The organism is Rhizobium sp. R634, from assembly GCF_002211305.1.
In the GTDB taxonomy this organism is placed as follows: domain Bacteria; phylum Pseudomonadota; class Alphaproteobacteria; order Rhizobiales; family Rhizobiaceae; genus Rhizobium.
Map to the genome: position 1 here is coordinate 267,291 of NZ_LOKW01000025.1, position 24,539 is coordinate 291,829.

Consider the following 24,539-nt stretch of genomic DNA (forward strand, 5'->3'; position numbering starts at 1 on the left):
TACGATGAGCGCAACAGTCGAATTCGCAAGGATGAACGGGCTTGGCAACAAGATCTTGGTCGTCGACATGCGAGGGCGGCCGGATAAAGTGACGTCCGCAGCGGCGGTCGCGCTCAATGCGGATCCTGAGACCGAGTTCGATCAGATCATGGCGATCCATGATCCGAAGGCTGACGGCACCGATGCCTTCATCGATATCCTGAATTCCGACGGCTCGAAGGCGCAGGCCTGTGGCAACGGCACGCGCTGCGTCGTGCAGGCGCTTGCCGCCGAGACCGGCCGGAAGGCCTTCACCTTCCAGACCGTCGCCGGCATCCTCAATGCCGTCGAGCACGAGGACGGGACGGTCTCCGTCGATATGGGCCGGCCGGTTTTCGATTGGGACAAGATCCCGCTCTCGGAAGAATTCCACGATACCAGCCGCATCGAGCTGCAGATCGGCCCGATCGACAATCCGGTGCTGCATTCGCCTTCGGCCATGTCGATGGGCAATCCGCATGCGATCTTCTGGGTGGACCGGGACGTAATGTCCTACGATCTCGCCCGCTTCGGGCCGCTGCTGGAAAACCATCCGATGTTTCCGGAGCGCGCCAACATCACACTGGCGCAGGTGACCTCGCCGACATCGATGACGACGCGCACCTGGGAGCGCGGCGCGGGCCTGACGCTTGCCTGCGGCTCTGCCGCCTGTTCTGCCGCCGTCAGCGCCGCGCGCACCGGCCGCACCGGCCGCAAGGTGACGATCAATGTGGCGAGCGCCAAACCGCCGGCGACACTTTCGATCGAATGGCGCGAGCGCGACGATCACGTCATCATGACCGGCCCGGCCGAATGGGAATGGTCTGGCAGGCTCGATCCTTCGACCGGCTTATGGTCGCGCGATGCGGACCGGGGAGCCGAGGCGCAGTGAGCGGCATCGAGGTCATTACCTTCGGCTGCCGCCTCAACACATATGAATCCGAAGTGATGAAGGCGCAGGCCGAAAAGGCGGGGCTCAACAATGCCGTCCTCGTCAATACCTGTGCCGTGACCGGCGAGGCCGTGCGCCAGGCCCGCCAGGCGATCCGCCGGGCGCGGCGCGACAATCCGCATGCGCGCATCATCGTCACCGGCTGCGCCGCACAGACGGAAAAAGAAACCTTCGCCGCCATGGCGGAGGTCGATGCCGTGCTCGGCAACGAGGAGAAGCTTTCGAGCGCTTCCTATCGCAGCCTGCCGGATTTCGGCGTTTCGGCCGAAGAGAAGCTGCGCGTCAACGATATCATGAGCGTCAAGGCGACGGCGCCGCAGATGGTCAGGCACATTGACGGGCACGTGCGCGCCTTCATCCAGGTGCAGAACGGCTGCGACCACCGCTGCACCTTCTGCATTATCCCCTATGGCCGCGGTAATTCCCGCTCGGTGCCGATGGGCGCCGTCGTCGATCAGGCCCGCAGGCTTACCGACAGCGGTTATCGCGAGATCGTGCTGACGGGGGTCGACGCCACCAGCTATGGCGGCGATCTGCCGGGGACGCCGACGCTCGGCCTTCTGGCGAAGACGCTGCTGAAACAGCTTCCGGATATAAGCCGACTCAGGCTTTCGTCGATCGACAGCATCGAGGCCGATGCCCATTTGATGGATCTCATCGCCGACGAGCCGCGCTTCATGCCGCATCTGCATCTGTCGCTGCAGCATGGCGACGACATGATCCTGAAGCGGATGAAGCGCCGGCATTCGCGCGCCGATGCGCTGCGTTTCATCGAAGACGCGCGCCGCCTGCGCCCCGGGATGAGCTTCGGCGCCGATATGATCGCCGGTTTCCCCACAGAAACGGAAGAGATGTTCGGCAATGCCGTGCGGCTGGCCGAAGAGGCCGGCATCGCGCATCTGCATGTTTTCCCTTACAGCCCGCGTCCCGGCACGCCGGCCGCCCGCATGCCGCAGCTTGACCGGGCGCTCGTTAAGGATCGCGCCGCACGGCTGCGCGCCACTGGACATAAGCTCCATCAATTCCATCTCGATGGCATGATCGGAACCCGGCAGTGGCTGCTTGTCGAAAACAACGGCCTGGCGCATACGGAGAACTTCACGCTGGTCGCAGCGGCCGGCCTCCGCCCCGGCGAACTTGTGCCGGCCACCATCACCGGCCACAATGGCAAGCATCTCGACATGCAATTGACGGCCGCAGCGGCCTGACTTTCACGGAATCCCCATGGCGCTCAGTTTCATCAAAAAGGTCTTCACCTTCGGCAAGCCGGCTGAAGAGCCCGTGCCCGAGGCCGTGGAAAGGGAACTCGAGCCGCGCTCGCGCGACGAAGATCTGCCGATCGCGGACGATCCCGTTCTTCCCGAGGAGATGGATACGGCCGGCGGGCCGGCGGCGGATATTGATGAAGCGTCAGTAGAGCCGGAATCTGCCGACGCCGAAACCGAAGTGCTGCCGCCGGCCGATCATCTGGGCGACATGGGCGTCGTGCCGTTGTCGCTGCTGGAGGCCGAGGCGGAAGCGGAGGAAAATACCCTCCCTACCCTGCCGGGCGTCCCCCCCACAGGTGGGGGGACTGAGCAGTTGGATGCCGCTCGCCAATCAATAGATTTAGAGAGTGCGCCCGCAGATGTGGAGAGTGAGCCGGCTGCTGCGGATGATGCCGTCAATGTGGCGGAAGACATCGCCGCTAGTTTCCCCCCACCTGTGGGGGGGATGCCCGGCAGGGTAGGGAGGGAAGCCACAGATCGCGAGCTTTCCGTCGAAACGCCCCTGCCGCCATCGGAGACGATAGAGCCAGCGCCAGTCGTCGAGCCGATTCTCCCAAAAGGCTTCGCCACCGGCCCTGCGATCGTCGAACCGCAACCCATAATCCCGCAGCCGAAACTCAGCTGGTTCCAGCGGCTGCGCAACGGCCTTGCGCGCACCTCCTCGCAGCTGACCGGCCAGATCACTGCGCTCTTTACCAAGCGCAAACTCGACGACGAGACGCTGCAGGATCTCGAAGACCTGCTGATCCAGGCCGATCTCGGCGTCGAGACGGCGCTGCGCGTCACCGATACGCTGGCTTCCGAGCGCTACGGCAAGGACGTCACCGGCGAGGATGTCAGCCGCATCATGGCGTCCGAAATCGCCAAGGTTTTGAAGCCGGTCGCCAAGCCGTTGCAGCTCGACCTCTCGCACAAGCCGCATGTCATCCTCGTTGTCGGCGTCAACGGCACCGGCAAGACGACGACGATCGGCAAGCTCGCGGCGAAGCTTTCCGGCGCCGGGTTGAAGGTGATGCTGGCTGCCGGCGACACGTTCCGCGCGGCGGCGATCGAGCAGCTGAAGATCTGGGCCGAGCGGACCAATTCCGAATTCGTCGGCACCAAGCTCGGCGCCGACGCCGCCGGCCTTGCCTATGACGCCTTCGAGCAGGCGAAGGCCAAGAAGTGCGACGTGCTGATCGTCGACACCGCCGGCCGCCTGCAGAACAAGGCCGAGCTGATGGCCGAGCTCGAGAAGATCGTGCGCGTGCTCGGCAAGCTCGATCCCGATGCGCCGCATACGGTGCTGCAGACGCTCGACGCCACGACGGGGCAGAATGCGCTGAGCCAGGTCGAGATCTTCCGCAATGTCGCCGGCGTCAACGGGCTGATCATGACCAAGCTCGACGGCACGGCGCGCGGCGGCATTCTTGTGGCCATCTCCGCCAAGCACAAGCTGCCGGTCTACTTCATCGGCGTCGGCGAGGGTGTCGACGATCTGGAGCCGTTCGAGGCCGAGGATTTCGCCCATGCCATTGCCGGGCTTCCCCAATGATGCCACAGATAAGCCGCCGAAGGCCTGCAAGGGACGCTCGGGAAACGAATTTTCAGAAATAGCAGGTTCGAAGAACGCATGACCACCGAAAGCGATATCACGCCGAGCGCGGCCGACCGCCATCATCCGATGCTGAAACTGGCGCTGGAACTCGGGCCGCTGATGATCTTCTTCTTTGCCAATCTGCGCGGTCAGTGGCTGGTGGAGAAATTTCCGGCTCTCTCCGAACTGGGCGGCCCGCTCTTCGTCGCGACCGCGCTCTTCATGGGGGCGACGGTCATTTCGCTCTCCGTTTCCAAGGTCGTGCTCGGCCATCTGCCGATCATGCCTTTCGTCTCAGGCATCGTCGTCGTCATCTTCGGCTCGCTCTCGATCTGGCTGCAGAACGAGACCTTCATCAAGATGAAGCCGACTATCGTCAACGCGCTTTTCGGGGTCGTCCTGCTTGGCGGGCTCGCCTTCGGCCGGTCGCTGCTCGGCTATGTCTTCAACGCCGCCTTCCAGCTCGATGCCGAAGGCTGGCGCAAGCTGACCATCCGCTGGGGCGTCTTCTTCCTGTTCCTCGCGGTGCTGAACGAAGTCGTTTGGCGCAATTTTTCGGATGATACTTGGGTCGCCTTCAAGGTCTGGGGCACGATGCCGATCACCATCATCTTCACCCTGGCGCAGATGCCGCTGGTGCTCAAGCATAGCCTCAACCCGGAGACGGACGGCGAAAAATGAGCACTGCAGAAGCCGAATATCGTGTGAGACACCAGAGCTTCTGGTTCGTCGCCTGCCTCGCAGTGCTGGTCGCCCAGATCGTCGCCGAATATATGATGGGCCGCGTGCCGATCTGCGCCTGCGGCTATGTCAAGCTGTGGGAGGGCGGGGTCAATACCAGCGGCAATTCGCAGCATCTGTCGGACTGGTACACGCCGTCGCACATCATACACGGCTTCCTGTTCTACGGGCTCAGCCACCTAGTCCTGCGCCGCAAACCGCTGGCGGCAAAGCTGTTGATGGCGCTGTTCATCGAATCCGCCTGGGAACTCCTGGAAAATTCACCTCTCATCATCGACCGCTACCGGACGGCGACGATCGCGCTGGATTATTACGGCGACAGCATCCTGAATTCGGCAATGGACACCGCCTTCATGTGCCTCGGCTTCTTCTTTGCCTGGCGCGCACCGGTGGCGCTGACGGTGGCGATTGCCATCTTCTTCGAGATTTTCACCGGTTATGTAATCCGGGACAATCTGACGCTCAACGTGGTGATGCTGATTTGGCCGATGGAGGCGATCAAGGTCTGGCAGGGTGGGCTATAGGTGATAATTACGAAGCCGGCTTCCCCAGCGCTTTTTCCATCGCTGGAAACAGCCCTTCCTTCAGGCTGATGTCGTCGAAGGGGCCGACGCGTTTGTAGAGGATCCTACCATCGGGGCCGACGAGGTAGCTTTCCGGAATGCCGTAAACGCCCCAGTCGATCGCCGCCTTGCCATTGGGATCGACGCCGATCGCCTGGTAGGGATTGCCGAGTTCGCCGAGGAAACGCAGGGCGTTCTCGTTCTTGTCCTTGTAATTGATGGCTACGATGTTCAGGCGCCCGTCTTTCGCCAGATCCTTCAGAATAGGATGTTCGTCGCGGCAGGGAACGCACCATGAGGCGAAGACATTGACCAGCGTCAGCTTGCCTTTGACCGCGGCGTCGGTCAGCGCCGGCAGGTTCGAACCGTCGAGCGGCTGAAGGTTCAGCGACGGCGCCTTGGTGCCGATCAGGGCGGAAGGGATTTCGGCGATGTTTTTGCCGTGGAAATCCTGGTCGTAGAGCATCTTGGCGGCCGTCGCCGCAATGCCGCCGAAGACGAGGAGCGGCAGAAGCGCCAGCGCATAGCTGGCAAATCCACGCGGCTTGATCTTGGTTTCACGCGTCTCGCTCATTCGCCATTCCTTGGGCGCGCCGAGCGGCGGCGGATGCCGGCGGCTTCGAGGGCTGCGAGTTCCCGGCGGCGCGCCCGGCCGTCTGCCCAGGTCCACAGGATGACGGCGACCACGACGAGCGCTGCAAAGCCATAGGATGAGTAGACATAAAAGGCATGCGTCACGGCCTATTCCTCCCGGCTGGCCATGCGGGCGGCAAGACGGCGCTGAGCGGCGATGCGGCGGCGCCAGATCTCGTTTCTCATTGCCATGAAGTGCAGCGTGAAGAAGAGCAGCGTGAAGGCGATCGCCATGACGAAGAGCGGGCGCAGAAATTCCGGATCGATCGCCGGTCCGTCGAGGCGCATCACGCTTGCCGGCTGATGCAGCGTGTTCCACCAATCGACCGAGAATTTGATGATCGGGATGTTGACGAAGCCGACGAGGATGAGCACGGCGGAGACGCGCGCGGCCTTCGACGGATCGTCGATGGCGCGGCCGAGCGCAATCAGGCCGAGATACATCAGGAAGAGAATGAAGACGGAGGTCAGCCTGGCATCCCAGACCCACCAGGTGCCCCACATCGGCTTGCCCCAGAGCGAGCCGGTGACGAGCGCGAGCAGGGTGAAGGCGGCGCCGAGCGGCGCTGCGGCCTTGGCGGAGACATCGGCGAGCGGGTGGCGCCACACGAGCGTGCCGATCGCGGAGATGCTCATCACCGTGTAACACATCATCGAAAGCCAGGCGGCGGGAACGTGGACATACATGATACGCACGGTCTCACCCTGCTGGTAATCGCCTTCGGTGGCGAAGCTCAGATAAAGACCCACCGCGAAACAGAGGGCGGTGATGCCGGCCATCCAGGGAATGACGCGGGCCGCCAGCGCCAGAAACCGCGTCGGGTTGGCGAGATCACTGATTTTGCTAATGGCAAGGGTGGTTTGGCTCATGAGCGCTTCCTTACCTTGATCCGGCTTTTCCCGCAATCGAATGGCATTCAATCCGACGTGTTTCGCAATGCGAGCGCAGCGGCGGCCGGGCCGATGACGGCAAAGAAGAGTGTCAGCGCAATCAGGATGAGGAAGGGCGGAAGGAAGGGCGCGGGCTCCTCGACCGCGGCATAGGTGGCGCTGATGCCGAAGATCAGCACGGGGATGGTCAGCGGCAGCACGAGGATCGAGACCAGCAGGCCGCCGCGCGGCAGCGCGACGGCGACGGCGGCGCCGACGGCGCCGATGAAGGTGATCGCCGGCGAGCCGGCGAGCAGCGTCAGCATGGTCGCGCCGATCGCAATCTCGTCCATGTTCATGAAGAGGCCGAGCAACGGCGAGGCGATGACCAGCGGCAGGCTGGTGGCCGTCCAGTGGGCAAAGCATTTGACGAGGATGGTGAGGACGAGCGGCGTTTCCTGCATCAGCATCAGATCGAGCGAGCCGTCGTCGCGCTCGGCCTGAAACAGACGGTCGAGCCCGAGAAGGGCGGCCAGCAGCGCGCCGATCCAGACGATGGCAGGGCCGATGCGGGAAAGCAGCTTGAGATCGGGGCCGACGCCGAAGGGGATGACGGCGACGACCGTGAGGAAGAACAGCACCCCGATCAGCGCACCGCCGCCGGCGCGGATCGAGAGCTTGAGATCGCGGAGGAAGAGGGCGGTCATGCGGAGTGGCTCTCTGCGTGCGTGGTAGCTATCATCCCCACACCCCCTGATCCACACCCGCAAAGCCCGTCATCTTCAATTCCCGCGCATTTTTCAGCCCCAGCGGCTGATGTGTCGCCGCCAGCACGATGCCGCCCTTTGCCAGATGCGCCTCGATCAATCCTGCGAATAGCCGGTCGGCGCTGGCATCCAATGCAGCGGTGGGTTCGTCGAGGATCCAGACGGGGCGGTGGGCGACGAGCAGTTTGGCGAAGGCGAATCGGCGCTGCTGGCCGGCGGAGAGATAGGCGAAGGGGAGATGGGTGATTCCGGAAAGGCCGACGGCCTCGGCGGCGTCCTCCGTGGAGAGGCCGGCATTGCCGAGAAAGCTCCGCCAGAAATCCAGATTCTCTGCAACTGTAAGTTCATTCTTCATCGCATTTCGATGGCCGAGGTAGTGGCTGACCTCGCCGGGATGACGGCCCTGCGGGCTCTCTTCGTCATGCAAAATCACCGTGCCCTTTTCCGGCCTGAGAAGACCGGCGGCAACGCGCAGTAAAGTGGACTTTCCCGATCCATTTTTGCCGGTCAGGACAAGCGCTTCTCCTGCCGCCAAGTAAAAGGAAACGTTAACGAAAATGAGATCTTCACCGCGCCTTGCAGCCAGATTTTCGGCGGTGAGATGCATGCGTCTGCTCTTTCTTCGTTGCGGCTTCCGGCGGGGTCAAAAAATGTCGGATTTTGATCGTTCTCGGGTATGGCAAGTTTTTAGGAAATTATCTATAAGACCGGCAACCACGCCAGCGGTCGGCGTGAATTTCATCCTTGCGCCGAACTTGGAGCGTCTCCTCCACGTGCGGACAGCGGAAATGGCCGTACCCGCATCCTGATGTGCATTAAGTGCATAGGCGTTCGCACGACTGTGTTGGCTATCAGAACGGGGTTTCTCGTGTCTAAATCTCTTGACAGTTTCAATTGTCGTTCCACGCTTTCCGTGAACGGGAAGGACTACGTCTATTACAGCCTGCCCAAGGCTGAGGCAAACGGTCTGGCCGGCGTATCGAAGCTCCCCTATTCGATGAAGGTGCTGCTCGAAAACCTGCTGCGCTTCGAAGATGGCCAGTCGGTCACCAAGGAGCACATCCAGGCCGTTGCCGAGTGGCTGAACAACAAGGGTGCGGTCGAAAACGAAATCGCCTATCGCCCGGCGCGCGTGCTGATGCAGGACTTCACCGGCGTTCCCGCCGTCGTCGACCTTGCCGCAATGCGCGACGCGATGGTGTCGCTCGGCGGCGATCCCGAGAAGATCAACCCGCTCGTTCCCGTCGACCTCGTCATCGACCACTCCGTCATCGTCGACGAATTCGGCACGCCGCAGGCTTTCGCCAAGAACGTCGAGCTGGAATATCAGCGCAACGGCGAGCGCTACCGCTTCCTGAAGTGGGGCCAGCAGGCATTCAAGAATTTTCGCGTCGTTCCTCCCGGCACCGGCATCTGTCACCAGGTCAACCTCGAATATCTCGGCCAGACCGTCTGGACCAAGGAAGAGGACGGCGAGACGATCGCCTATCCCGATACCTGCGTCGGCACCGACAGCCACACGACGATGATCAACGGTCTTGGCGTTCTCGGTTGGGGCGTCGGCGGTATCGAAGCGGAAGCGGCCATGCTCGGCCAGCCGGTTTCGATGCTTCTGCCTGAGGTCATCGGCTTCAAGCTGACCGGCAAGCTCAAGGAAGGCGTCACCGCGACCGACCTCGTTCTGACCGTCGTGCAAATGCTGCGCAAGAAGGGCGTCGTTTCCAAGTTCGTCGAGTTCTTCGGCCCGGGCATGGACAACATGCCGCTCGCCGACCGCGCGACGATCGGCAACATGGGTCCGGAATACGGCGCCACATGCGGCTTCTTCCCCGTCGACGGCGAAACCATCAACTACCTCACCATGTCCGGCCGCACGCATGACCGGATCGCGCTGGTCGAAGCCTATTCGAAGGCCCAGGGCATGTGGCGCGAAGGTGACGGTTCCGATCTCGTCTTCACCGATACACTGGAGCTCGACCTCGGCGACGTCGTGCCGTCGATGGCCGGCCCGAAGCGTCCGGAAGGCCGCATCGCGCTCGAAAACATCGCTTCCGGCTTCGCCGGTTCGATGGATGCCGACTACAAGAAGCCCGGCCAGCTTGCCAACCGCTATGCGGTCGAAGGCACGGATTTCGATCTCGGCCATGGCGACGTGGCGATTGCCGCCATCACCTCCTGCACCAACACGTCGAACCCTTCGGTTCTGATCGCTGCCGGCCTTCTGGCCCGCAACGCCGTTGCCAAGGGCCTGAAGACCAAGCCGTGGGTCAAGACCTCGCTCGCGCCGGGATCGCAGGTCGTCGGTGAATATCTTGCCAAGTCCGGCTTGCAGGCCGATCTCGACAAGCTCGGCTTCAATCTCGTCGGCTTCGGCTGCACGACCTGCATCGGCAATTCCGGCCCGCTGCCGGCGCCGATCTCGAAGACGATCAACGACAAGGGCCTGATCGTATCGGGCGTGCTCTCCGGCAACCGCAACTTCGAAGGCCGTATCTCGCCTGACGTCCAGGCGAACTACCTCGCTTCGCCGCCGCTCGTCGTCGCTTACGCGCTCGCCGGCACGGTGCAGAAGGACCTGACCAAGGAACCGATCGGCGAAGACCAGAACGGCAATCCGGTCTATCTCAAGGATATCTGGCCGACCTCGCACGAGGTGCAGGAGTTCATCCAGAAGTACGTCACCCGCGAACTTTACGAAAGCAAGTATGCCGACGTCTTCAAGGGCGACGTCAACTGGCAGGCTGTTCAGGTTCCGCCGGGCCAGACCTATGCCTGGGATGATAATTCGACTTATGTCCAGAACCCGCCTTACTTCGTCGGCATGGGCAAGAAGGGCACCGGCGTGTCCGATATCAAGGGCGCCCGCGTCCTCGGCCTGTTCGGCGACAAGATCACCACCGACCACATTTCGCCGGCCGGTTCGATCAAGGCAGCATCGCCGGCGGGCGCCTATCTCATCGGCCATGACGTCGCGGTTGCCGACTTCAACCAGTACGGCACGCGCCGCGGCAATCATGAAGTGATGATGCGCGGCACCTTCGCCAACATCCGCATCCGCAACCACATGCTCGGCCCGAACGGCAAGGAAGGTGGCTACACCATCCACTATCCGTCGAAGGAAGAGACCTCGATCTACGACGCTGCCATGCAGTACAAGTCCGAAGGCGTGCCGCTCGTCATCTTCGCAGGTGTCGAATACGGCAACGGCTCGTCGCGCGACTGGGCTGCCAAGGGTACCAACCTGCTCGGCGTCAAGGCGGTGATCGCCCAGTCCTTCGAGCGTATCCATCGCTCGAACCTGGTCGGCATGGGCGTCATCCCCTTCGTCTTTGAAGAGGGCACGACCTGGCAGAGCCTCGGCCTCAAGGGCGACGAGCTCGTCACCATCGAGGGCCTGGACAAGATCAAACCGCGCGAGCGGAAGATTGCCAAGATCACCTATGGCGACGGCTCCGTGAAGGAAGTTCCGCTGCTGTCGCGCGTCGATACGCTCGACGAGGTGATCTACCTCAACAATGGCGGCATCCTGCAGACGGTTCTGCGCGATCTCGCTGCCTGATTGTTAACAGCTTGCTATGATAATGGCCGCCGGAGAGCAATTTCCGGCGGCTTTTCTTTGCGGCAACAGTATTCGGGCAGGCTCACGATGATTTGTTTCAAGCGCATTCCCGCCGAGCTACGTCTCACCCGTTCGTGACTTTTCGTTTGGACCCGGAAGGATTATTCGTACGTTCATATGTCAGGGCCTCCGGCTCCCAACACGCCGGCGACGCTGAAAAAGAGGTGCAGGTGAATGTCCCCCCGTTTTTTGATTCCGCTGATCGCCGGCGTTGTTCTCGCAGGCTCGTTGCATGCCGAAGACGGCACGCCGAAAGGCGTCGTCGAACTCTTCACCTCGCAGGGCTGCTCCTCCTGTCCTCCCGCTGACGCCGCCTTCCGCAAGCTGGTGGACCAGGGCGACGTCATCGCGCTCGCCTACCACATAGACTATTGGAATTATCTCGGCTGGGCCGACACGCTGAGCTCGAAGGAAAACACCGAGCGGCAATATGGCTATGCCAGGGCCATGGGCCGCAGCAACGTCTATACGCCGCAGGCCATCGTCAACGGCCGTAGTCATCTCGCCGGCGCTGATCTCAACGGCATCAACAGCAAGATCGACAGTTACAGCAGCGAAGGCAATGGGCTGACCATTCCGATCAGCGCTGAGATGCGCGGCGACGAGCTGGAAATCAAGATCGGCGCAGGGCAGGGCAAGGCCAATGTGGTGATGGTCTATTTCGACAAGGAAAAGACGATCGACGTCGAAAAGGGCGAGAACAGCGGCAAGAAAATCTCCTACCTGCACAGTGTCACGAATGTCGAAACGGTCGGCATGTGGGACGGCAAGGCGACCAATCTGACGCTGCCGGCCACTGTCCTGCAGCGGCCGCAGCTCGAGGGCTGCGCGATCCTGCTGCAATCGGCGACCGCTGACGGCGATCCGGCCGAGATCCTTGGCGCGACAGTGGTGATGGCGGGAAAAAACATCTGAGATGTCATCCCGATAGGGATGAAGTGCCGGGCGGCCCGGCCGAGCGTATTCGGGGCTGGGGTTAAGGTCGATACGCTCCGCCGGGCCCTTTGGCGCGCTGGCGCCAAACCGGGATGCATAAATCCCCCGCAAATGAGGCGCTGTTTTGACTGAAATGCGGCGCTGCCGAGAAAGCGTCGGCTCTCCCCCAGGACATGTGCTGCATGCGCCGCGCTGCGGTGCGGCCGAATGTGACGGGCAGCGGTCTTGCAATTTGTGACGGCTCGGGCAAACTGTCACTCTCCTGTCACAAGCGGAGGCCTTGGGAGACTGATGACAGATCAGCCGGATTTGCGACACGGCGAAAGCCGCTCCGTCGACAATAGTTCCTCAGTCGTCGTCGATCTCAGGGAATACAAACAAAGCAAGGATCCGCTTCCGGTGACCTTCCACCGGCGCGAGCTGGACGCGATCCTCTGGATCTACGGCCGCATGGTCGGCGAGGGTGAATGGCGCGACTACGCCATCGATCACCTGAAGGACAGGGCAGTGTTTTCCGTCTTCAAGCGCGCCGGCGAAATGCCGCTTTTCCGTATCGAAAAGAACCCGAAGCTCGCCGCCAAGCAAGGCGCCTATTCCGTTATCAACATCAACGGCATGATCCTGAAGCGCGGGCACGAGCTGAACCAGGTGCTCAAGGTGTTCGACAAGGCCTTGAAGCTGGTCGACAAGTAAGTCCTCAGCCTGCGAACAGCGTGCCGGGATAGGCGGACGGATCCGGATCGGTCGTCATGCCCTCGCCGAGGCTGCGCTGCATGAGCATCGTGTCGAGCCAGCGGCCGTGCTTGTAGCCTGTGCCCTTCATCAGGCCGACCTCCACAAAACCCGCCTTGAGATGAAGCGCGATCGAGGCAGGGCTTGCGCCGCCGATGACGGCCACCATCTGACGGAAACCGAGGGCAGTGCAGCGGTCGATCAGCTCATTCATCAGCGCCTTGCCGATGCCGCGGCCGCGAGCTTCAGGCGCCAGGTAAATCGAATCCTCCACCATCCAGCGATAGGCGGGGCGGGTGCGGAAGGCCGAAGCATAGGCGTAGCCAAGGAGGTTTCCGTTCGTATCGGCTGCGGCGATGTAGGGATAGTGCTGGCCGACGATCGCTGCGAAACGCTGCATCATCTCGGCCTTGGAGGGTGGTGCGATCTCGTAGCTCGACGTGCCGTTCAGGACGGATTCACGATAGATATCGGTAATGGCGGGGATATCGGCTTGCGAGGCGTCGCGCAGAAAGAAAGACATCGGGCGGCTGGTCCAGCGGCGGGGCAGGCTCCTCTAAAACCATTCCTGCGAAACCAGTGCAACAAAAAAGCCGACGCAAACCGAGGTGCGATATGCCCATTCTGCGGCTATTCGAGAATCTTGATCCTCAAGCTTTCGGCTTGCTTGCGCGCCTTGCGCCTCACATACATGATCAGCAATGGCGACAAGACGAAAGCCATGACGACGTGCACCACACCAGAGAGCACCAGGTCATTTCCCGTATGCGGGTCGATCGGTACCAGCTGCCAATAGCCGATTGCCAGAACCCCTAAAATTGCGCCGGCCAAGGCGGCAATGACGGCGCTGAGCCAAGCAATGACCGAATAGATCAGGCTATCCGGCAACCCTTTCGCCAACAGTACGGCAACGACAAAGCACGGGATGAAAACAAATCCTTGAAGCAGCATGCCTAACCCCTTCGACATTCGTCACGACAAAAAAGGCGGCCGAAGCCGCCTTTTCGATCTCGATCTGCCCCTGCTTATTTACGGTTGCCCATGAACTGCAGCAGGAACATGAAGAGGTTGATGAAGTCGAGATAGAGCGTCAGCGCACCCATGATCGCCTTGCGGCCGGCCACAGCGACATCATCGGCTTCGTAGTAAAGCTCCTTGATCCGTTGCGTATCGTAGGCGGTGAGGCCTGCGAAGATCAGCACGCCGATCACCGAGATCGCGAACTGCAGAGCGGACGAAGCCAGGAAGATGTTGACGATCGAAGCGATGATCAGGCCGAAGAGGCCCATGATCAGGAACGAGCCCATCGCCGACAAGTCACGCTTCGTCGTGTAGCCGTATAGCGACAGCGCGCCGAAGGAGGCGGCGGTGACGAAGAACGTCTGAACGACGCTTTCGCCCGTATAGACCAGGAAAATCGACGAGAGCGACAGGCCGACCAGGGCTGCATAGACCCAGAAGGTCGTCTGCGCGGCGGCCACGCTCATGCGATTAATGCGGAAGCTCAGGAAGAAGACGGCCGCAAGAGGCGCAAGGATCACGACCCAGCGCAAAGGCGACCGGAACAGAAGCTCGCCGAACTGGGTGAGGTGACCGTCCTGAACGGCGAAGTTGAATCCGAGATATGCGGCCACACCGGTGATCGCCAGACCCAGCGCCATCAGGTTGTAGACCTTGAGCATATATGCGCGCAGGCCTTGATCAATCATCTCGCCGGTCTGAGCGCGGCTTTGATAGTTACGAAGATCAGCCATAGTTTCCTCTTACAAGCTCCGATGAAGATACGGTGTCGGGTTTTCGACCCGGGCGCCGCTGCGGAGCTCCAGCATGCCTGCAGACAATATGAGGCCTTCGCCCATTGTAAACAAGGGGCTTGCAGAGGGTCGGCCGGGTTAAATCGCCGTAAGGTGAAGGGCTTCTGGAGACCGCTGCCTCGTCAAAGTTCGCGCAGAACGGGCGCTGCCTTCTGCCCCAGGATGCGCCAGGTGCCGATGAGGCCGATGCCGACAGTCAGGACGAGCGCGGTGACGAGCGTCAGCCCCGCCACATCGGGCAGGAAGGTGGAAGGCAGGCGCATGATGCGGGCGACGATGAACCAGGCGGCGGCCGCGCCGGCGATCAGCGAGAAGATCGCGGTCGCCAGTCCGAGGATCAGATACTCGTAGCTGAAGGCGCGGATCAGCATGGCGCGGGTGGCGCCGAGCGTCTTCAGCACCACCGCGTCATGGGTGCGCGCCCGGTTGCCGGCGGCGAGCGCACCGGCAAGGACGAGGATCGAGGCGATGAGGGCCACCGACGCTGCGGCACGGATCGCCGTCGCAAGCTGGGCGACGAGCTGGTTGACGATATCGATCGCATCCTTGACGCGGACGCTGGTGATCGTCGGATAGCTGTTGGTGACGGATTTCAGGATCGCCGCATCCTCGGCCGGCGTCGAGGAGGGATCGGTCAGCGTCGCGAGCCAGGCATGCGGGGCGCCGCGGAAGGTATTGGGCGAGAAGACCATGACGAAATTGATCGACAGCGATTCCCACTCGACACGGCGCAGATTGGCGATCTTCGCTGTGATATTTCGTCCGAGCACGTTGACGGTGACGGTATCGCCGATCTTGAGGCCAAGCTCGTGCGCCTCTTCGGAGGAGAAGGAGACAAGCGGTTCGCCGCTGTAGTCCTTGTCCCACCAGCTGCCTTCGGTCAGCGCCGCATTTTCCGGCAAGGTTTCGGCATAGGTGATGCCGCGATCACCGTTCAGCACCCAGCGGCCGGCCGCCGGCACGTTCATCCTGCTCACGTCTTCCCCGTTGAAGGCGACGATCCGGCCGCGCAGCATCGGCACTTCCATCAGCTTGCCGTTCGGCGCCTGCGCCTGGACGAGATTCCGGAAGGCGGCGACCTCGGCGCTCTGGATATCGACAAAGAAGAAATTCGGCGCGCCGTCGTTCATGCGGCCGGTCAATTGCCGGCGCAGGTTGCCGTCGATCAAGGTCAGCGTCACCAGCAATGCCAAGCCGAGACCGAGCGAAAGCACGACCGAGGGCGTCAGCGCACCTGGCCGGTGGATGTTGCCGATCGCAAGTCTCAGCGCCGGCGAGTTGACGCGCGGGCTGCGGCGCGCAAGCCAGCCGATCAACGCGGCGACGAGGCGCAGGACGACAAAAGCGAAGACAATCGCACCGACGAAGACGACGGCGATGAAGCGGTCATAAGCCGTGAGGATGGCGAGGCCGGCAAGGGCTGCCATGAAGAGGGCGGCCAGCAGGATATAGGGCCAGGACGGCAGGTGGCGGGCCTCGAAGCCCTGCTCTCGGAAGAGTGCCGTCGCCGGCACTTCACGGGCATGGCCGAGCGGCAGGATGGCGAAGGCGAGCGTCGTCAGGATGCCGAAGAGGGTCGCGAGCAGCAGGGCGCCGGGGTAAAGGGCCGGTGCGGTCGAGACCGGCAGGAACTGGGCGAGGAACTGCGCCGCAAATATTGGCGAGAGGGCGCCGATGACGAGGCCGGCTATGATGCCTGCGAAAGCGATGATAGCGATCTGGAAGAGATAGATCAGAACGACGGTGGCAGCGGGCGCGCCGAGACATTTGAAGGTGGCGATGGTGGTGCGCTTGGAATCCAGGAAGGCGCGCACGGCATTGGCGACGCCGACGCCGCCGACGATCAGCGCGGTCAAGCCCACAAGGGTCAGGAATTGCGAGAAGCGGGTGATGTTTTCCGTGAGCGAGGGTGCGGCGCGGTCGCTGGTGCGGATCGCCCATCCGGCGGAGGGAAATTCCCGGGAGGCGCGCGCCTGGATGTCCGACATCGCGCCCCTGTCTTCCAGCCGGATCTTGTAGGCATGTTCCACCAGGCTTCCGGTCTGGATCAGCCCCGAGGCTTCGAGCGCTTGGCGGCTGACGAGCAGGCGCGGCGCAAAGCCGAAACCTTCCGACAGCGCATCCGGCTCGGTTTTAACGGTGCCGGTGATGCTGAGCTTGACGTTGCCGAGCAGCAGCTCGTCGCCGACCGAAATGCCGAGCCGGTCGAGAAGCAGCGGTGCTGCCACCGCGCCGTAAGTGCCGCCTTCGCCGGACAAAAGCGCCGCGAGGGGGTAGTTCGGCTCCGCTTCGAACCGGCCGTAAAGCGGATAGGCGTCGTCGACCGCCTTGACCTCGACCAGCGCCTGGTCCGAACCGTCGGGCTTGCGGGCCATCGAACGCAGGCCTGTGGAAACCGAGACCTTGCCGAGACCTTCGAGGAAATTCATTTCCTCAGGCGTGGCCTCGCGGTTGTTGAGCTCGAAGCGGACATCGCCGGCCAACAGCTCCTGGCCCTGCGAAGCGATCGTATCGGTGATCGACTGCGAAACGGAATTGACGGCTGCGATCGCCCCCGTGCCGAGCGCGATGCAGGCAAGGAAGATGTAGAAGCCGCGAACGCCGCCGCGCAGCTCGCGGAGCGCCAGGCGAAAAGCGAGCGAAACACGCGGCGTGATGATCCTCATGCGAATGCCGCCTCGCTGTGGCGGGCGGCGCTGTCGCCTTCGATCCTGCCGGAGCGAACGCGGATCTGGCGCGAGCAGCGGTTTGCCAGCGACACGTCATGGGTGACGAGAAGCAGGGTCATGCCGCGCTCGGCCTGCTTGGCAAACAGCAGGTCGGCGATCTGGCGGCCGGTCTCGGTGTCGAGATTTCCTGTGGGTTCGTCGGCGATCAGCAGAGCGGGCGAGGGGGCGAGCGCCCTGGCGATCGCTACGCGCTGCTGTTCGCCGCCGGAAAGCTGGCCGGGATAATGGTTCAGCCGCTGCCCGAGGCCGACCGAATTCAGCTCGCGATGGGCGATGTCGAAGGCATTGGGAACATTGGCAAGTTCCAGCGGCACGGCGACGTTTTCCAGCGCCGTCATGTTGGCGATCAGGTGGAAGGACTGGAAGACGATGCCGATATTGCGGCCGCGGAAATCGGCGACCTGATCCTCGCTCAGGCTGTGGAGCGGCGTGTCGTTGATGTTGATTTCGCCGCTATCGAGCTTCTCCAGCCCGGCAAGCACCATCAGCAGGGTCGACTTGCCGGACCCGGAAGGGCCGACGATGCCGACGGATTCGCCTGCTGCTATATCGAGATCGATACCCTTCAGCACATGGACGGAGGCCGCGGCGCTGCCAAGGGTCAGATCGGCGCTCTTCAACTCGATGATGGTTTTTGCCAACGGAAATCGCCCTATATAAGCCCGTAATCAAATTGCCGCATAACGGCACCCCGCCAATCTAGGGAAAGCAGGATGAGATTTAAAGTTGCCGTCCTTCAATTCACCGTCATTGCGCTTTCACTGATCTTTGCCGGCGGCGCCAATGCGCGGACGATCAATCTCGTCGGATTTGGGGACAGCCTGATGGCAGGTTATCAGCTGCCGCCCGGCGACGGCTTTCCCGAAAAGCTGCAGGCGGCTCTGAAAGCGAAGGGGCTCGACGTTGCCATCACCAATGCCGGCGTCTCGGGCGACACGACGACCGGCGGCCTCGCCCGCATCGACTGGTCGGTGCCAGACGGCACCGACGGCGTCATCCTGGAACTCGGCGCCAACGATGCGCTGCGCGGCATCCCGCCCGAAGAGAGCGAGAAGAATCTCGACCAGATGATAACGCGGCTCAAGGAACGCGGCATTGCCGTGCTCCTCGTCGGTATGATGGCGCCGCCCAACATGGGCGCGGATTATGCCGAACGCTTCAATCCGATTTACCGGAAACTTTCGGAGAAACACGGAGTTCGGCTTTATGCCTTCTTCCTTGACGGTGTGGTGCTCGATGCGGGGCTCAAACTCGGCGACGGCATGCATCCGAATGCGAAGGGCGTGGATGTCATGGTTCAGAAGATGGAAGCCGATGTCACAAATTTCGTCGGGACGATTTCTTCTGTGAAGAAATAGGGGCTTGCGCGGTCATTGATTGCGTGATTCCGTGTAAGCACCTGCAAAAGATTCGGGGAGTGCTCGTTATGCCGAGACTGTTTACCGCCCTCGAAATTCCGCGCAATGCGGCAATGAGCCTTTCATTGCTGCGCGGTGGCCTCCCCGGAGCACGATGGATCGATGTGGAGAATTACCACATCACGCTGCGCTTCATCGGTGATGTCGACGGCCGCACGGCCGATGAAATCGTCGAACGGCTCGACCGGATCGACCGGCCAGAATTCCAGTTCCGCCTCGAAGGCATCGGTTCCTTCGGCTCGAAGAAGCCGCATTCGGTCTGGGCCGGCGTTTCGCAATCGCCTGAGATGTACGCCCTGCAGGGTGAGATCGAGCGCATCTGCCAGCGCATCGGGTTGCCGCCGGACCCCCGCAAATTCACCCCGCATGTGACGCTCGCAAGGCTCAAATCCTCGCGGCTCGACGATGTCGTGCAATATCTGGCCGGACGCGGCAATTTCCATACTGCGACCTTCACGGCGCCGCGCTTCGTGCTGCTGTCGTCGCGCGAATCGGTCGGCGGCGGCCCTTACCTCACCGAGGAAGTGTTCCCGCTGCACGAGGCGCGCTCGACGCCGAGCGTCTCGAGCAGGCTGCTGCAGCCGGTCAAGAGCCTGGTGTAGACCAGCTCGAAACCATCAGCGCCGCCATAATAGGGATCGGGAATATCCTCTCCCGTTGTAAGTGCGGCATCGCCGAAGAGCCGGATATTGGCCTCGGGCGGCGCGACCTTGCCGAGCGCCGCCAGATTGTCGCGGTCCATGGCGAGGATCAGATCGAAACTGTCGAAATCACTTGGCCGGATGCGGCGAGCGCGCTGTCCTGATATGTCGACGCCGTGGCTTTTCGCGATGGCGATCGAACGGCGATCGGGTTGCGCGCCTTCATGCCAGCCGCCGGTGCCGGCGGAATCGATCGTGAAATGGCCGGCCAGGCCCGCCTCGGCGACCAGATGGCGAAAAATTCCCTCGGCGAGCGGAGAACGGCATATATTGCCCATGCAAACGAAGAGGATGCTGATGCGTTTCATCGGTAGGCCTGTCGGATAGATAAGAGGACCATGGCATGAAACGGGAAAGACTGGAACGGGCGGCGGCAGAGGCAGAACTAAGGGCGCTTCCGGGCTGGACGCTCAATGACGCCGCCTCCTCCATATCGAAAACGTTCAAGTTTTCGAATTTCATCGACGCCTTCGGTTTCATGACGGAGGCCGCGATCACGGCCGAGAAACTCAACCACCATCCCGAATGGTTCAACGTCTATTCCAAGGTGGATGTGACGCTGAACACGCACGACGCCGGCGGACTGACGGAACTGGATTTCAAGCTCGCCACAGCGATGGAAAAGGCGGCCGCGCGACGCGCCGGCTGAAGGCGTACCGATTGAAAGCGGAACCGCCATCACCATATGTTCGCTGGGACGGAAAGGGAATCAGGGATGGACGACGTCAAATTCGGGGAAATCCTGCTGCCGGGCGACGAAGATACGCAGAGCCGACGGGAGAAGACGGTGCGGCAGAAATTCTGGCCGACCTTCCGGCGGGCGGTGCGGCAGATTCCGTTTTCGCGCGATGTCGTCGCCGGTTTTTACTGCGCGCTCGATCCGCAGACGCCGACCAAGGTGCGGGGCGTGCTGCTCGCAGCTCTCGCCTACTTCGTCATGCCGGTCGATATCGTCCCGGATATTTTCGCCGTCATCGGCTTTTCGGATGACATCGCCGTGCTCTCGGCCGCCTTCGCCATGGTGCGCGGCAATATCCGGCCGCGCCACTATGAATCGGCCGACCGTGTTCTTGCCGATGGGCCTGATGAAGCGATGAAGACGATCTGACGTACGCCGCGGCCTTTCAGATTCGCTGCTGTGCTTTGGGTCTTTTTTACGCGTGTCGTTATCGCAAAACCGCGCCCACTTTTGGGCGACACGCTTCAAGCGTTCTCCTGCTCCAACACCTTGCGAAGCTTGGCGAAAGCAAGCCGGATACGCGATTTCACCGTGCCGAGCGGCAGCCCGGTCGCCTCGGCGATCTCGGAATGCGATTGGCCGAGGAAGAAGGCGGCGCGCAGCATGTCGCGCTGCTCTTCCGGCAGTTGGCCGACGGCGGCGCGTATCTTGGCGTCACGGTCGTCATTGGCGATTATTTCGTCCGCGCCGATCCCGGCCGGCGGCTGCAGGGTCGGATCGGTTTCGTCGAAGACGCGGATGCTGGTGCGGCGCTGCAGATCGATCCGGCGGTTGCGGGCGATTCGGAAAAGCCAGGTCGAAAGCGAAGATCGCGTCGCGTCGTAGAGGTGAGCCTTGTGCCAGAGCACGATCATGATCTCCTGAACCAGTTCCTCGGCCTCGCCTGCCGTCATTCTCTGGCGCATCAGCCAGGCCTTCAGGCGGGGCGCGAAATAGTCGAACAGGACGGAAAAGGCCTGCTGGTCGCGGTTGTCCGCGACGGCCTTCGCGAGGGCAGCGAAACGCTGTCTTTCCTCGGCATCCATGTCCTCTCACGAGCCCCCTGCGGCGAAAATTTTGTCCCGAATTTCCAAGTGTTAATGAGGTACAACGGAATTGAGAAAGGTCAAACTCTTGCCTGAATCTTTGTGTCTTAAATTCAGCCGAACGCACGGCGGGTGTCATCAGGACATGGTGTCACGAACGAGACCGTCAAAGGGGCGAAAGTTGATACCCGAGCTGAAATGACACAGGCCAATACAAATTGCAGCTATTGTTGACCATTTGGTAACCTGAATTAAGTCAAAATAAAGCAGATCGTGATTATGCGGCGCCCGCTATGATCGCTTCGGGCCTTGAATCGCAAGAACCGGCAGGAATCCATGTTTGTAAAAAGTATCGTATCCGCCCTCGCACTCACCCTTGGTATGGCCGGAGTGGCGGCAGCGCAGCAGGCCGCGCCGAACCGCATCCAGCAGTTCCAGGCCTGGGGTGCTTATTCCTACAAGTCAGGCAACAGCACCGTCTGCTACGTGCTGTCCGTTCCGACGGCAAAGCAGCCGGCAAGCGTCGATCACGGCGACAATTTCTTCATCGTCTCGCAGCGTCCAGGCCAGAACATCTCCTACGAGCCGCAGGCGATGATGGGCTATACGGTGAAGGAAAATTCGAAGATCAACGTCGTCATCGACAACAAGACCTTCGTGATGTTCACCAAGGACAAGGCTGGCTGGGTCGAGAACGCGGCACAGGAGCCGGCGCTCGTCGCCGCGATGAAGACCGGTCACTCGATGACGGTGAACGCCACTTCGCGCAAGGGCACGGGCACCTCCTACAGCTATTCGCTCTCGGGCATTTCGGCTGCGCTGAAGCAGATCGAAACCTGCAAGTAAGCGACATCTCGTCTGAGAAGTTTCAGAGGGCCGGCCTTGCGCCGGCCCTCATCATTTCTATCTCTAGTGACGCGCGGGCAAAATGATGCTAAAGCCCGCGCCAACAGCGGACAGATCGCGATATCAGTCGCCGTTCCGCCATTCAATTTCTGCCAATGTGCCGTCATGCGCCCCACGTCTTCCGGCTTAGCCCTGAGGTCCGCGGCTTGCGGAACGGTTACGTGTTCGAATTCGGGATGAATGCCTATGTCCGTCATGGATGCGATCGTTGTCACCAAGCCTGAGACGCCGCGCGCCTCTTCCGGCGTCGAGAAGCCGTCCCTGATCGGGCTTTCCCGCGAGGAGATGGCGGCGGCGCTCAGGGAAAAGGGCGTGGCCGAGAAGCAGATCAAGATGCGCGTCGCGCAGCTCTGGAACTGGATCTATGTGCGCGGCGTCTCCGATTTCGATCACATGACGAATGTCGCCAAGGACATGCGTGAAATGCTGAAGCAGCATTTCACCATTGCGCGTCCTGAGATCGTCGAGGAGCAGGTTTCCAACGACGGCACCCGCAAATGGCTGCTGCGCTTTCCTGCGCGGGGCGCAGGCCGCCCGGTCGAGATCGAAGCCGTCTACATTCCGGAAGAGGGCCGTGGGACGCTCTGCATTTCCAGCCAGGTCGGCTGCACGCTCACCTGTTCCTTCTGTCACACCGGCACGCAGCGGCTGGTGCGCAACCTGACGGCGGAGGAAATCCTGTCGCAGCTGTTGCTCGCCCGCGACCGGCTCGGCGACTTCCCCGATCGCGAAGCGCCGCAGGGCACGATCATGCCGGCCGAAGGCCGCAAGGTCAGCAATATCGTGATGATGGGCATGGGCGAGCCGCTCTATAATTTCGATGCGGTCAAGCAGGCGCTGCTGATCGCCACCGATGGCGACGGCCTGTCGCTGTCCAAGCGCCGCGTGACGCTGTCCACCTCGGGCGTCGTGCCGGAGATCTTCCGCACCGGCGAGGAGATTGGCGTGATGCTGGCGATCTCGCTGCATGCGGTGCGCGACGACCTGCGCGACATTCTGGTGCCGATCAACAAGAAGTATCCGCTGAAGGAACTGATCGATGCCTGCAAGGCCTATCCCGGCCTTTCCAATGCGCGACGCATCACCTTCGAATATGTGATGCTGAAGGATGTCAACGACAGCCTGGAAGATGCCAAGGGGCTGATCAAGCTCCTGAAAGGCGTGCCGGCTAAGATAAACCTTATTCCGTTCAATCCCTGGCCCGGCACCAACTATCAGTGTTCCGACTGGGAGCAGATCGAGAAGTTCGCCGATTTCATCAATTCGGCGGGTTACGCTTCGCCGATCCGTACGCCGCGCGGCCGCGACATTCTTGCCGCCTGTGGCCAGCTGAAATCCGAATCCGAACGCATGCGCAAGACCGAGCGCCTGGCCTTCGAGGCGATGATGATCGCCAATCACGGCGCCGACGACTGATCAGCAAGTTTGATCCACGCTACAATTCTCCTGCATTGATTTAAGCATGCGCTTTTCCTAATAGTGCCGCCAAAATCAATCAGGAGGACACCCATGCGCCCGATTCTGCTCGCTCTTGCCGCCACTTTAGCGCTTTCCCTGCCCGCCAAAGCCGATAACGTGACCGTTGCCGTAACGGCCATCGTCGAGCATCCGGCGCTGGATGCCGCCCGCAAGGGCGTTCTCGATGTGCTGACGGCCGCCGGTTACAAGGAAGGCGAGAACCTGAAATTCGTGTTCGAATCGGCGCAGGGCAATCCCGCGACGGCAGCCCAGATCGCCCGCCAGTTTGCCGGCGACGAGCCGAATGTCATCGTGCCGATCTCCACGCCGTCGGCCCAAGCCGTCGTCTCCGCAACGCGCGACATTCCCGTCGTCTTCACGGCCGTCTCTGATCCGCTTGGCGCCCAGCTCGTCAAGAACATGGGCAAGCCCGGCGGCAACGTCACCGGCCTTTCCGATATGTCGCCGGTCGCCGAGCACCTGGCGCTGATCAAGGAAATCCTGCCTGACGTGAAGACGATCGGCTATCTCTACAATTCAGGTGAGGCGAATTCGGTTTCGCTGCTGGCCGTGCTGAAGACCGAAGCCGAAAAGGCCGGCCTGACGGTTGTGGAATCGGCTGCCACCAAGTCGGCCGAAGTTCAGGGTGCGGCCCGCGCCCTCGTCGGCCGCGCCGATGCGATCTACATTCCGACCGACAATACGATCATCTCGGCGCTCGAAGGCGCCGTCGCGGTCGCCGAGGAGAGCAAGCTGCCGCTCTTCACCGCCGATACGGATTCGGTTTCGCGTGGTTCGGTCGCTGCCCTCGGCTTCAATTACTATGATGTCGGCAAGCAGACGGGCGAAATCGTCGTGCGCGTGCTGAAGGGTGAAAACCCTGGCGATATCGCGGTCAAGACCGCCGCCGGCAGCGATCTCGTCGTCAACAAGGCTGCTGCGGCAAAGATGGGCGTTACCCTGCCTGAGAGCGTGCTTTCGCGCGCCAACAAGGTCATCGAATAGTCGGCCGCAGGTCCATCGACCATTCACATTCAGCCGCTCCCGTTTGCGCGGGGGCGGCTGAAGTATTAC

27 protein-coding genes are annotated in these 24,539 nt (G+C 61.8%); 15 read left to right on the forward strand and 12 right to left on the reverse strand.

The window, feature by feature from the left end; translation table 11 throughout:
• Nucleotides 1-4 precede the first annotated feature (4 nt).
• The 5 genes from dapF (at nucleotide 5) to ATY77_RS24250 (ending at nucleotide 5,079) form a co-directional block, all read left to right on the forward strand.
• Nucleotides 5-910, forward strand: coding sequence for a diaminopimelate epimerase (gene dapF, locus ATY77_RS24230; RefSeq protein WP_088689159.1), 906 nt, complete (start codon nucleotides 5-7; stop codon nucleotides 908-910).
• The gene (gene mtaB, locus ATY77_RS24235) at nucleotides 907-2,178 is read left to right on the forward strand and encodes a tRNA (N(6)-L-threonylcarbamoyladenosine(37)-C(2))-methylthiotransferase MtaB (RefSeq protein WP_088689160.1); all 1,272 of its coding nucleotides are present in this window, start codon (nucleotides 907-909) and stop codon (nucleotides 2,176-2,178) included. The genes dapF and mtaB overlap by 4 nt, the downstream gene beginning before the upstream one ends.
• A gap of 16 nt (nucleotides 2,179-2,194) precedes the next feature.
• Complete coding sequence (gene ftsY, locus ATY77_RS24240; RefSeq protein WP_088689161.1) at nucleotides 2,195-3,772, forward strand: signal recognition particle-docking protein FtsY; 1,578 nt, start codon at nucleotides 2,195-2,197, stop codon at nucleotides 3,770-3,772.
• Nucleotides 3,773-3,850: 78 nt separating this feature from the next.
• Nucleotides 3,851-4,495, forward strand: coding sequence for a septation protein A (locus ATY77_RS24245; protein WP_088677521.1), 645 nt, complete (start codon nucleotides 3,851-3,853; stop codon nucleotides 4,493-4,495).
• A complete protein-coding gene (locus tag ATY77_RS24250) occupies nucleotides 4,492-5,079 on the forward strand; it encodes a DUF2585 domain-containing protein (RefSeq protein WP_088677522.1) in 588 nt (195 codons plus the stop codon). The genes ATY77_RS24245 and ATY77_RS24250 overlap by 4 nt, the downstream gene beginning before the upstream one ends.
• A 7-nt stretch (nucleotides 5,080-5,086) precedes the next feature.
• Here the strand turns inward: ATY77_RS24250 and ATY77_RS24255 are convergent, their stop codons facing one another.
• From ATY77_RS24255 to ccmA, 5 genes are read right to left on the reverse strand one after another with little or no spacing between them, the layout of a single operon-like run.
• Nucleotides 5,087-5,692, reverse strand: a complete 606-nt coding sequence (locus ATY77_RS24255) for a DsbE family thiol:disulfide interchange protein (protein WP_088689162.1) — start codon at nucleotides 5,690-5,692, stop codon at nucleotides 5,087-5,089.
• Nucleotides 5,689-5,856: a heme exporter protein CcmD gene (gene ccmD / locus ATY77_RS24260; RefSeq protein ID WP_088689163.1), complete on the reverse strand. Its 168-nt coding sequence runs from the start codon at nucleotides 5,854-5,856 to the stop codon at nucleotides 5,689-5,691. The genes ATY77_RS24255 and ccmD overlap by 4 nt, the downstream gene beginning before the upstream one ends.
• A gap of 3 nt (nucleotides 5,857-5,859) precedes the next feature.
• Nucleotides 5,860-6,621, reverse strand: a complete 762-nt coding sequence (locus ATY77_RS24265; protein ID WP_088689164.1) for a heme ABC transporter permease — start codon at nucleotides 6,619-6,621, stop codon at nucleotides 5,860-5,862.
• Nucleotides 6,622-6,668: 47 nt separating this feature from the next.
• Nucleotides 6,669-7,328, reverse strand: a complete 660-nt coding sequence (gene ccmB / locus ATY77_RS24270; RefSeq protein ID WP_088689165.1) for a heme exporter protein CcmB — start codon at nucleotides 7,326-7,328, stop codon at nucleotides 6,669-6,671.
• Nucleotides 7,329-7,359: 31 nt separating this feature from the next.
• Entirely contained in the window at nucleotides 7,360-7,995 is a 636-nt protein-coding gene (gene ccmA, locus ATY77_RS24275; RefSeq protein ID WP_088689166.1) for a heme ABC exporter ATP-binding protein CcmA, read from the reverse strand.
• Nucleotides 7,996-8,256: 261 nt separating this feature from the next.
• Between ccmA and acnA the strand changes: the two genes are divergently transcribed.
• The 3 genes from acnA to ATY77_RS24290 all read left to right on the forward strand — a co-directional run bounded on the left by acnA (nucleotide 8,257) and on the right by ATY77_RS24290 (nucleotide 12,636).
• The gene (gene acnA, locus ATY77_RS24280; RefSeq protein ID WP_088689167.1) at nucleotides 8,257-10,947 is read left to right on the forward strand and encodes an aconitate hydratase AcnA; all 2,691 of its coding nucleotides are present in this window, start codon (nucleotides 8,257-8,259) and stop codon (nucleotides 10,945-10,947) included.
• Nucleotides 10,948-11,181: 234 nt separating this feature from the next.
• Nucleotides 11,182-11,922: a thioredoxin family protein gene (locus tag ATY77_RS24285; protein ID WP_088689168.1), complete on the forward strand. Its 741-nt coding sequence runs from the start codon at nucleotides 11,182-11,184 to the stop codon at nucleotides 11,920-11,922.
• 312 nt (nucleotides 11,923-12,234) lie between these two features.
• Complete coding sequence (locus ATY77_RS24290; RefSeq protein ID WP_088689169.1) at nucleotides 12,235-12,636, forward strand: DUF2794 domain-containing protein; 402 nt, start codon at nucleotides 12,235-12,237, stop codon at nucleotides 12,634-12,636.
• Between the two features lie 4 nt (nucleotides 12,637-12,640).
• Here the strand turns inward: ATY77_RS24290 and ATY77_RS24295 are convergent, their stop codons facing one another.
• From ATY77_RS24295 to ATY77_RS24315, 5 genes are all read right to left on the reverse strand, one after another.
• Nucleotides 12,641-13,198 (reverse strand): GNAT family N-acetyltransferase, encoded by a 558-nt coding sequence (locus ATY77_RS24295; protein WP_088677530.1) that lies wholly within the window; start codon nucleotides 13,196-13,198, stop codon nucleotides 12,641-12,643.
• Nucleotides 13,199-13,305: 107 nt separating this feature from the next.
• Entirely contained in the window at nucleotides 13,306-13,626 is a 321-nt protein-coding gene (locus ATY77_RS24300) for a hypothetical protein (RefSeq protein WP_088677711.1), read from the reverse strand.
• Nucleotides 13,627-13,700: 74 nt separating this feature from the next.
• Nucleotides 13,701-14,429 (reverse strand): Bax inhibitor-1/YccA family protein, encoded by a 729-nt coding sequence (locus ATY77_RS24305; protein ID WP_088689170.1) that lies wholly within the window; start codon nucleotides 14,427-14,429, stop codon nucleotides 13,701-13,703.
• A 182-nt stretch (nucleotides 14,430-14,611) separates the two neighbouring features.
• Nucleotides 14,612-17,155, reverse strand: coding sequence for an ABC transporter permease (locus ATY77_RS24310; RefSeq protein ID WP_088689171.1), 2,544 nt, complete (start codon nucleotides 17,153-17,155; stop codon nucleotides 14,612-14,614).
• Nucleotides 17,152-17,859 (reverse strand): ABC transporter ATP-binding protein, encoded by a 708-nt coding sequence (locus ATY77_RS24315; protein ID WP_088677533.1) that lies wholly within the window; start codon nucleotides 17,857-17,859, stop codon nucleotides 17,152-17,154. Before ATY77_RS24315 ends, ATY77_RS24310 begins: the two co-directional genes overlap by 4 nt.
• A 72-nt stretch (nucleotides 17,860-17,931) precedes the next feature.
• Here ATY77_RS24315 and ATY77_RS24320 point away from each other — a divergent pair, with 72 nt between their 5' ends.
• Complete coding sequence (locus tag ATY77_RS24320; RefSeq protein ID WP_088689172.1) at nucleotides 17,932-18,576, forward strand: arylesterase; 645 nt, start codon at nucleotides 17,932-17,934, stop codon at nucleotides 18,574-18,576.
• 68 nt (nucleotides 18,577-18,644) lie between these two features.
• On the forward strand, nucleotides 18,645-19,238 hold the full coding sequence (gene thpR / locus ATY77_RS24325) for an RNA 2',3'-cyclic phosphodiesterase (protein ID WP_088677535.1): 594 nt from the start codon (nucleotides 18,645-18,647) through the stop codon (nucleotides 19,236-19,238).
• Here thpR and ATY77_RS24330 read toward each other — a convergent pair.
• The gene (locus ATY77_RS24330) at nucleotides 19,145-19,645 is read right to left on the reverse strand and encodes a low molecular weight protein-tyrosine-phosphatase (RefSeq protein WP_088689173.1); all 501 of its coding nucleotides are present in this window, start codon (nucleotides 19,643-19,645) and stop codon (nucleotides 19,145-19,147) included. The two genes, thpR and ATY77_RS24330, sit on opposite strands and share 94 nt — an antisense overlap.
• 35 nt (nucleotides 19,646-19,680) lie before the next feature.
• Between ATY77_RS24330 and ATY77_RS24335 the strand changes: the two genes are divergently transcribed.
• Nucleotides 19,681-19,986 (forward strand): 4a-hydroxytetrahydrobiopterin dehydratase, encoded by a 306-nt coding sequence (locus ATY77_RS24335; protein WP_088689174.1) that lies wholly within the window; start codon nucleotides 19,681-19,683, stop codon nucleotides 19,984-19,986.
• A gap of 66 nt (nucleotides 19,987-20,052) precedes the next feature.
• Nucleotides 20,053-20,445: a YkvA family protein gene (locus tag ATY77_RS24340; protein ID WP_088689175.1), complete on the forward strand. Its 393-nt coding sequence runs from the start codon at nucleotides 20,053-20,055 to the stop codon at nucleotides 20,443-20,445.
• A 95-nt stretch (nucleotides 20,446-20,540) separates the two neighbouring features.
• Here the strand turns inward: ATY77_RS24340 and ATY77_RS24345 are convergent, their stop codons facing one another.
• A complete protein-coding gene (locus ATY77_RS24345; RefSeq protein ID WP_088689176.1) occupies nucleotides 20,541-21,101 on the reverse strand; it encodes a sigma-70 family RNA polymerase sigma factor in 561 nt (186 codons plus the stop codon).
• A gap of 336 nt (nucleotides 21,102-21,437) precedes the next feature.
• Here ATY77_RS24345 and ATY77_RS24350 point away from each other — a divergent pair, with 336 nt between their 5' ends.
• The 3 genes from ATY77_RS24350 (at nucleotide 21,438) to ATY77_RS24360 (ending at nucleotide 24,470) form a co-directional block, all read left to right on the forward strand.
• Nucleotides 21,438-21,947, forward strand: coding sequence for an invasion associated locus B family protein (locus ATY77_RS24350; RefSeq protein WP_088677540.1), 510 nt, complete (start codon nucleotides 21,438-21,440; stop codon nucleotides 21,945-21,947).
• A gap of 246 nt (nucleotides 21,948-22,193) precedes the next feature.
• A complete protein-coding gene (gene rlmN, locus ATY77_RS24355; protein WP_088677541.1) occupies nucleotides 22,194-23,423 on the forward strand; it encodes a 23S rRNA (adenine(2503)-C(2))-methyltransferase RlmN in 1,230 nt (409 codons plus the stop codon).
• A 93-nt stretch (nucleotides 23,424-23,516) separates the two neighbouring features.
• Complete coding sequence (locus ATY77_RS24360) at nucleotides 23,517-24,470, forward strand: ABC transporter substrate-binding protein (protein ID WP_088689177.1); 954 nt, start codon at nucleotides 23,517-23,519, stop codon at nucleotides 24,468-24,470.
• The last annotated feature ends 69 nt before the right edge of the window (nucleotides 24,471-24,539 follow it).

Excerpts from the sequence above, each read along its gene's own strand:
- ATY77_RS24290 (WP_088689169.1), top strand. The coding sequence starts at position 12,235 with ATGACAGATCAGCCGGATTTGCGACACGGCGAAAGCCGCTCCGTCGAC.
- ccmA (WP_088689166.1), bottom strand. The coding sequence starts at position 7,995 with ATGCATCTCACCGCCGAAAATCTGGCTGCAAGGCGCGGTGAAGATCTC.
- ATY77_RS24285 (WP_088689168.1), top strand. The coding sequence starts at position 11,182 with ATGTCCCCCCGTTTTTTGATTCCGCTGATCGCCGGCGTTGTTCTCGCA.
- ftsY (WP_088689161.1), top strand. The coding sequence starts at position 2,195 with ATGGCGCTCAGTTTCATCAAAAAGGTCTTCACCTTCGGCAAGCCGGCT.
- thpR (WP_088677535.1), top strand. The coding sequence starts at position 18,645 with ATGCCGAGACTGTTTACCGCCCTCGAAATTCCGCGCAATGCGGCAATG.
- ATY77_RS24340 (WP_088689175.1), top strand. The coding sequence starts at position 20,053 with ATGGACGACGTCAAATTCGGGGAAATCCTGCTGCCGGGCGACGAAGAT.
- ATY77_RS24245 (WP_088677521.1), top strand. The coding sequence starts at position 3,851 with ATGACCACCGAAAGCGATATCACGCCGAGCGCGGCCGACCGCCATCAT.
- ATY77_RS24310 (WP_088689171.1), bottom strand. The coding sequence starts at position 17,155 with ATGAGGATCATCACGCCGCGTGTTTCGCTCGCTTTTCGCCTGGCGCTC.
- ATY77_RS24265 (WP_088689164.1), bottom strand. The coding sequence starts at position 6,621 with ATGAGCCAAACCACCCTTGCCATTAGCAAAATCAGTGATCTCGCCAAC.
- ATY77_RS24350 (WP_088677540.1), top strand. The coding sequence starts at position 21,438 with ATGTTTGTAAAAAGTATCGTATCCGCCCTCGCACTCACCCTTGGTATG.
- rlmN (WP_088677541.1), top strand. The coding sequence starts at position 22,194 with ATGTCCGTCATGGATGCGATCGTTGTCACCAAGCCTGAGACGCCGCGC.
- dapF (WP_088689159.1), top strand. The coding sequence starts at position 5 with ATGAGCGCAACAGTCGAATTCGCAAGGATGAACGGGCTTGGCAACAAG.
- ATY77_RS24300 (WP_088677711.1), bottom strand. The coding sequence starts at position 13,626 with ATGCTGCTTCAAGGATTTGTTTTCATCCCGTGCTTTGTCGTTGCCGTA.
- ATY77_RS24295 (WP_088677530.1), bottom strand. The coding sequence starts at position 13,198 with ATGTCTTTCTTTCTGCGCGACGCCTCGCAAGCCGATATCCCCGCCATT.
- ATY77_RS24320 (WP_088689172.1), top strand. The coding sequence starts at position 17,932 with ATGAGATTTAAAGTTGCCGTCCTTCAATTCACCGTCATTGCGCTTTCA.
- ATY77_RS24250 (WP_088677522.1), top strand. The coding sequence starts at position 4,492 with ATGAGCACTGCAGAAGCCGAATATCGTGTGAGACACCAGAGCTTCTGG.
- ATY77_RS24345 (WP_088689176.1), bottom strand. The coding sequence starts at position 21,101 with ATGGATGCCGAGGAAAGACAGCGTTTCGCTGCCCTCGCGAAGGCCGTC.
- ATY77_RS24305 (WP_088689170.1), bottom strand. The coding sequence starts at position 14,429 with ATGGCTGATCTTCGTAACTATCAAAGCCGCGCTCAGACCGGCGAGATG.
- ATY77_RS24360 (WP_088689177.1), top strand. The coding sequence starts at position 23,517 with ATGCGCCCGATTCTGCTCGCTCTTGCCGCCACTTTAGCGCTTTCCCTG.
- ATY77_RS24335 (WP_088689174.1), top strand. The coding sequence starts at position 19,681 with ATGAAACGGGAAAGACTGGAACGGGCGGCGGCAGAGGCAGAACTAAGG.
- ccmB (WP_088689165.1), bottom strand. The coding sequence starts at position 7,328 with ATGACCGCCCTCTTCCTCCGCGATCTCAAGCTCTCGATCCGCGCCGGC.
- ATY77_RS24330 (WP_088689173.1), bottom strand. The coding sequence starts at position 19,645 with ATGAAACGCATCAGCATCCTCTTCGTTTGCATGGGCAATATATGCCGT.
- ATY77_RS24255 (WP_088689162.1), bottom strand. The coding sequence starts at position 5,692 with ATGAGCGAGACGCGTGAAACCAAGATCAAGCCGCGTGGATTTGCCAGC.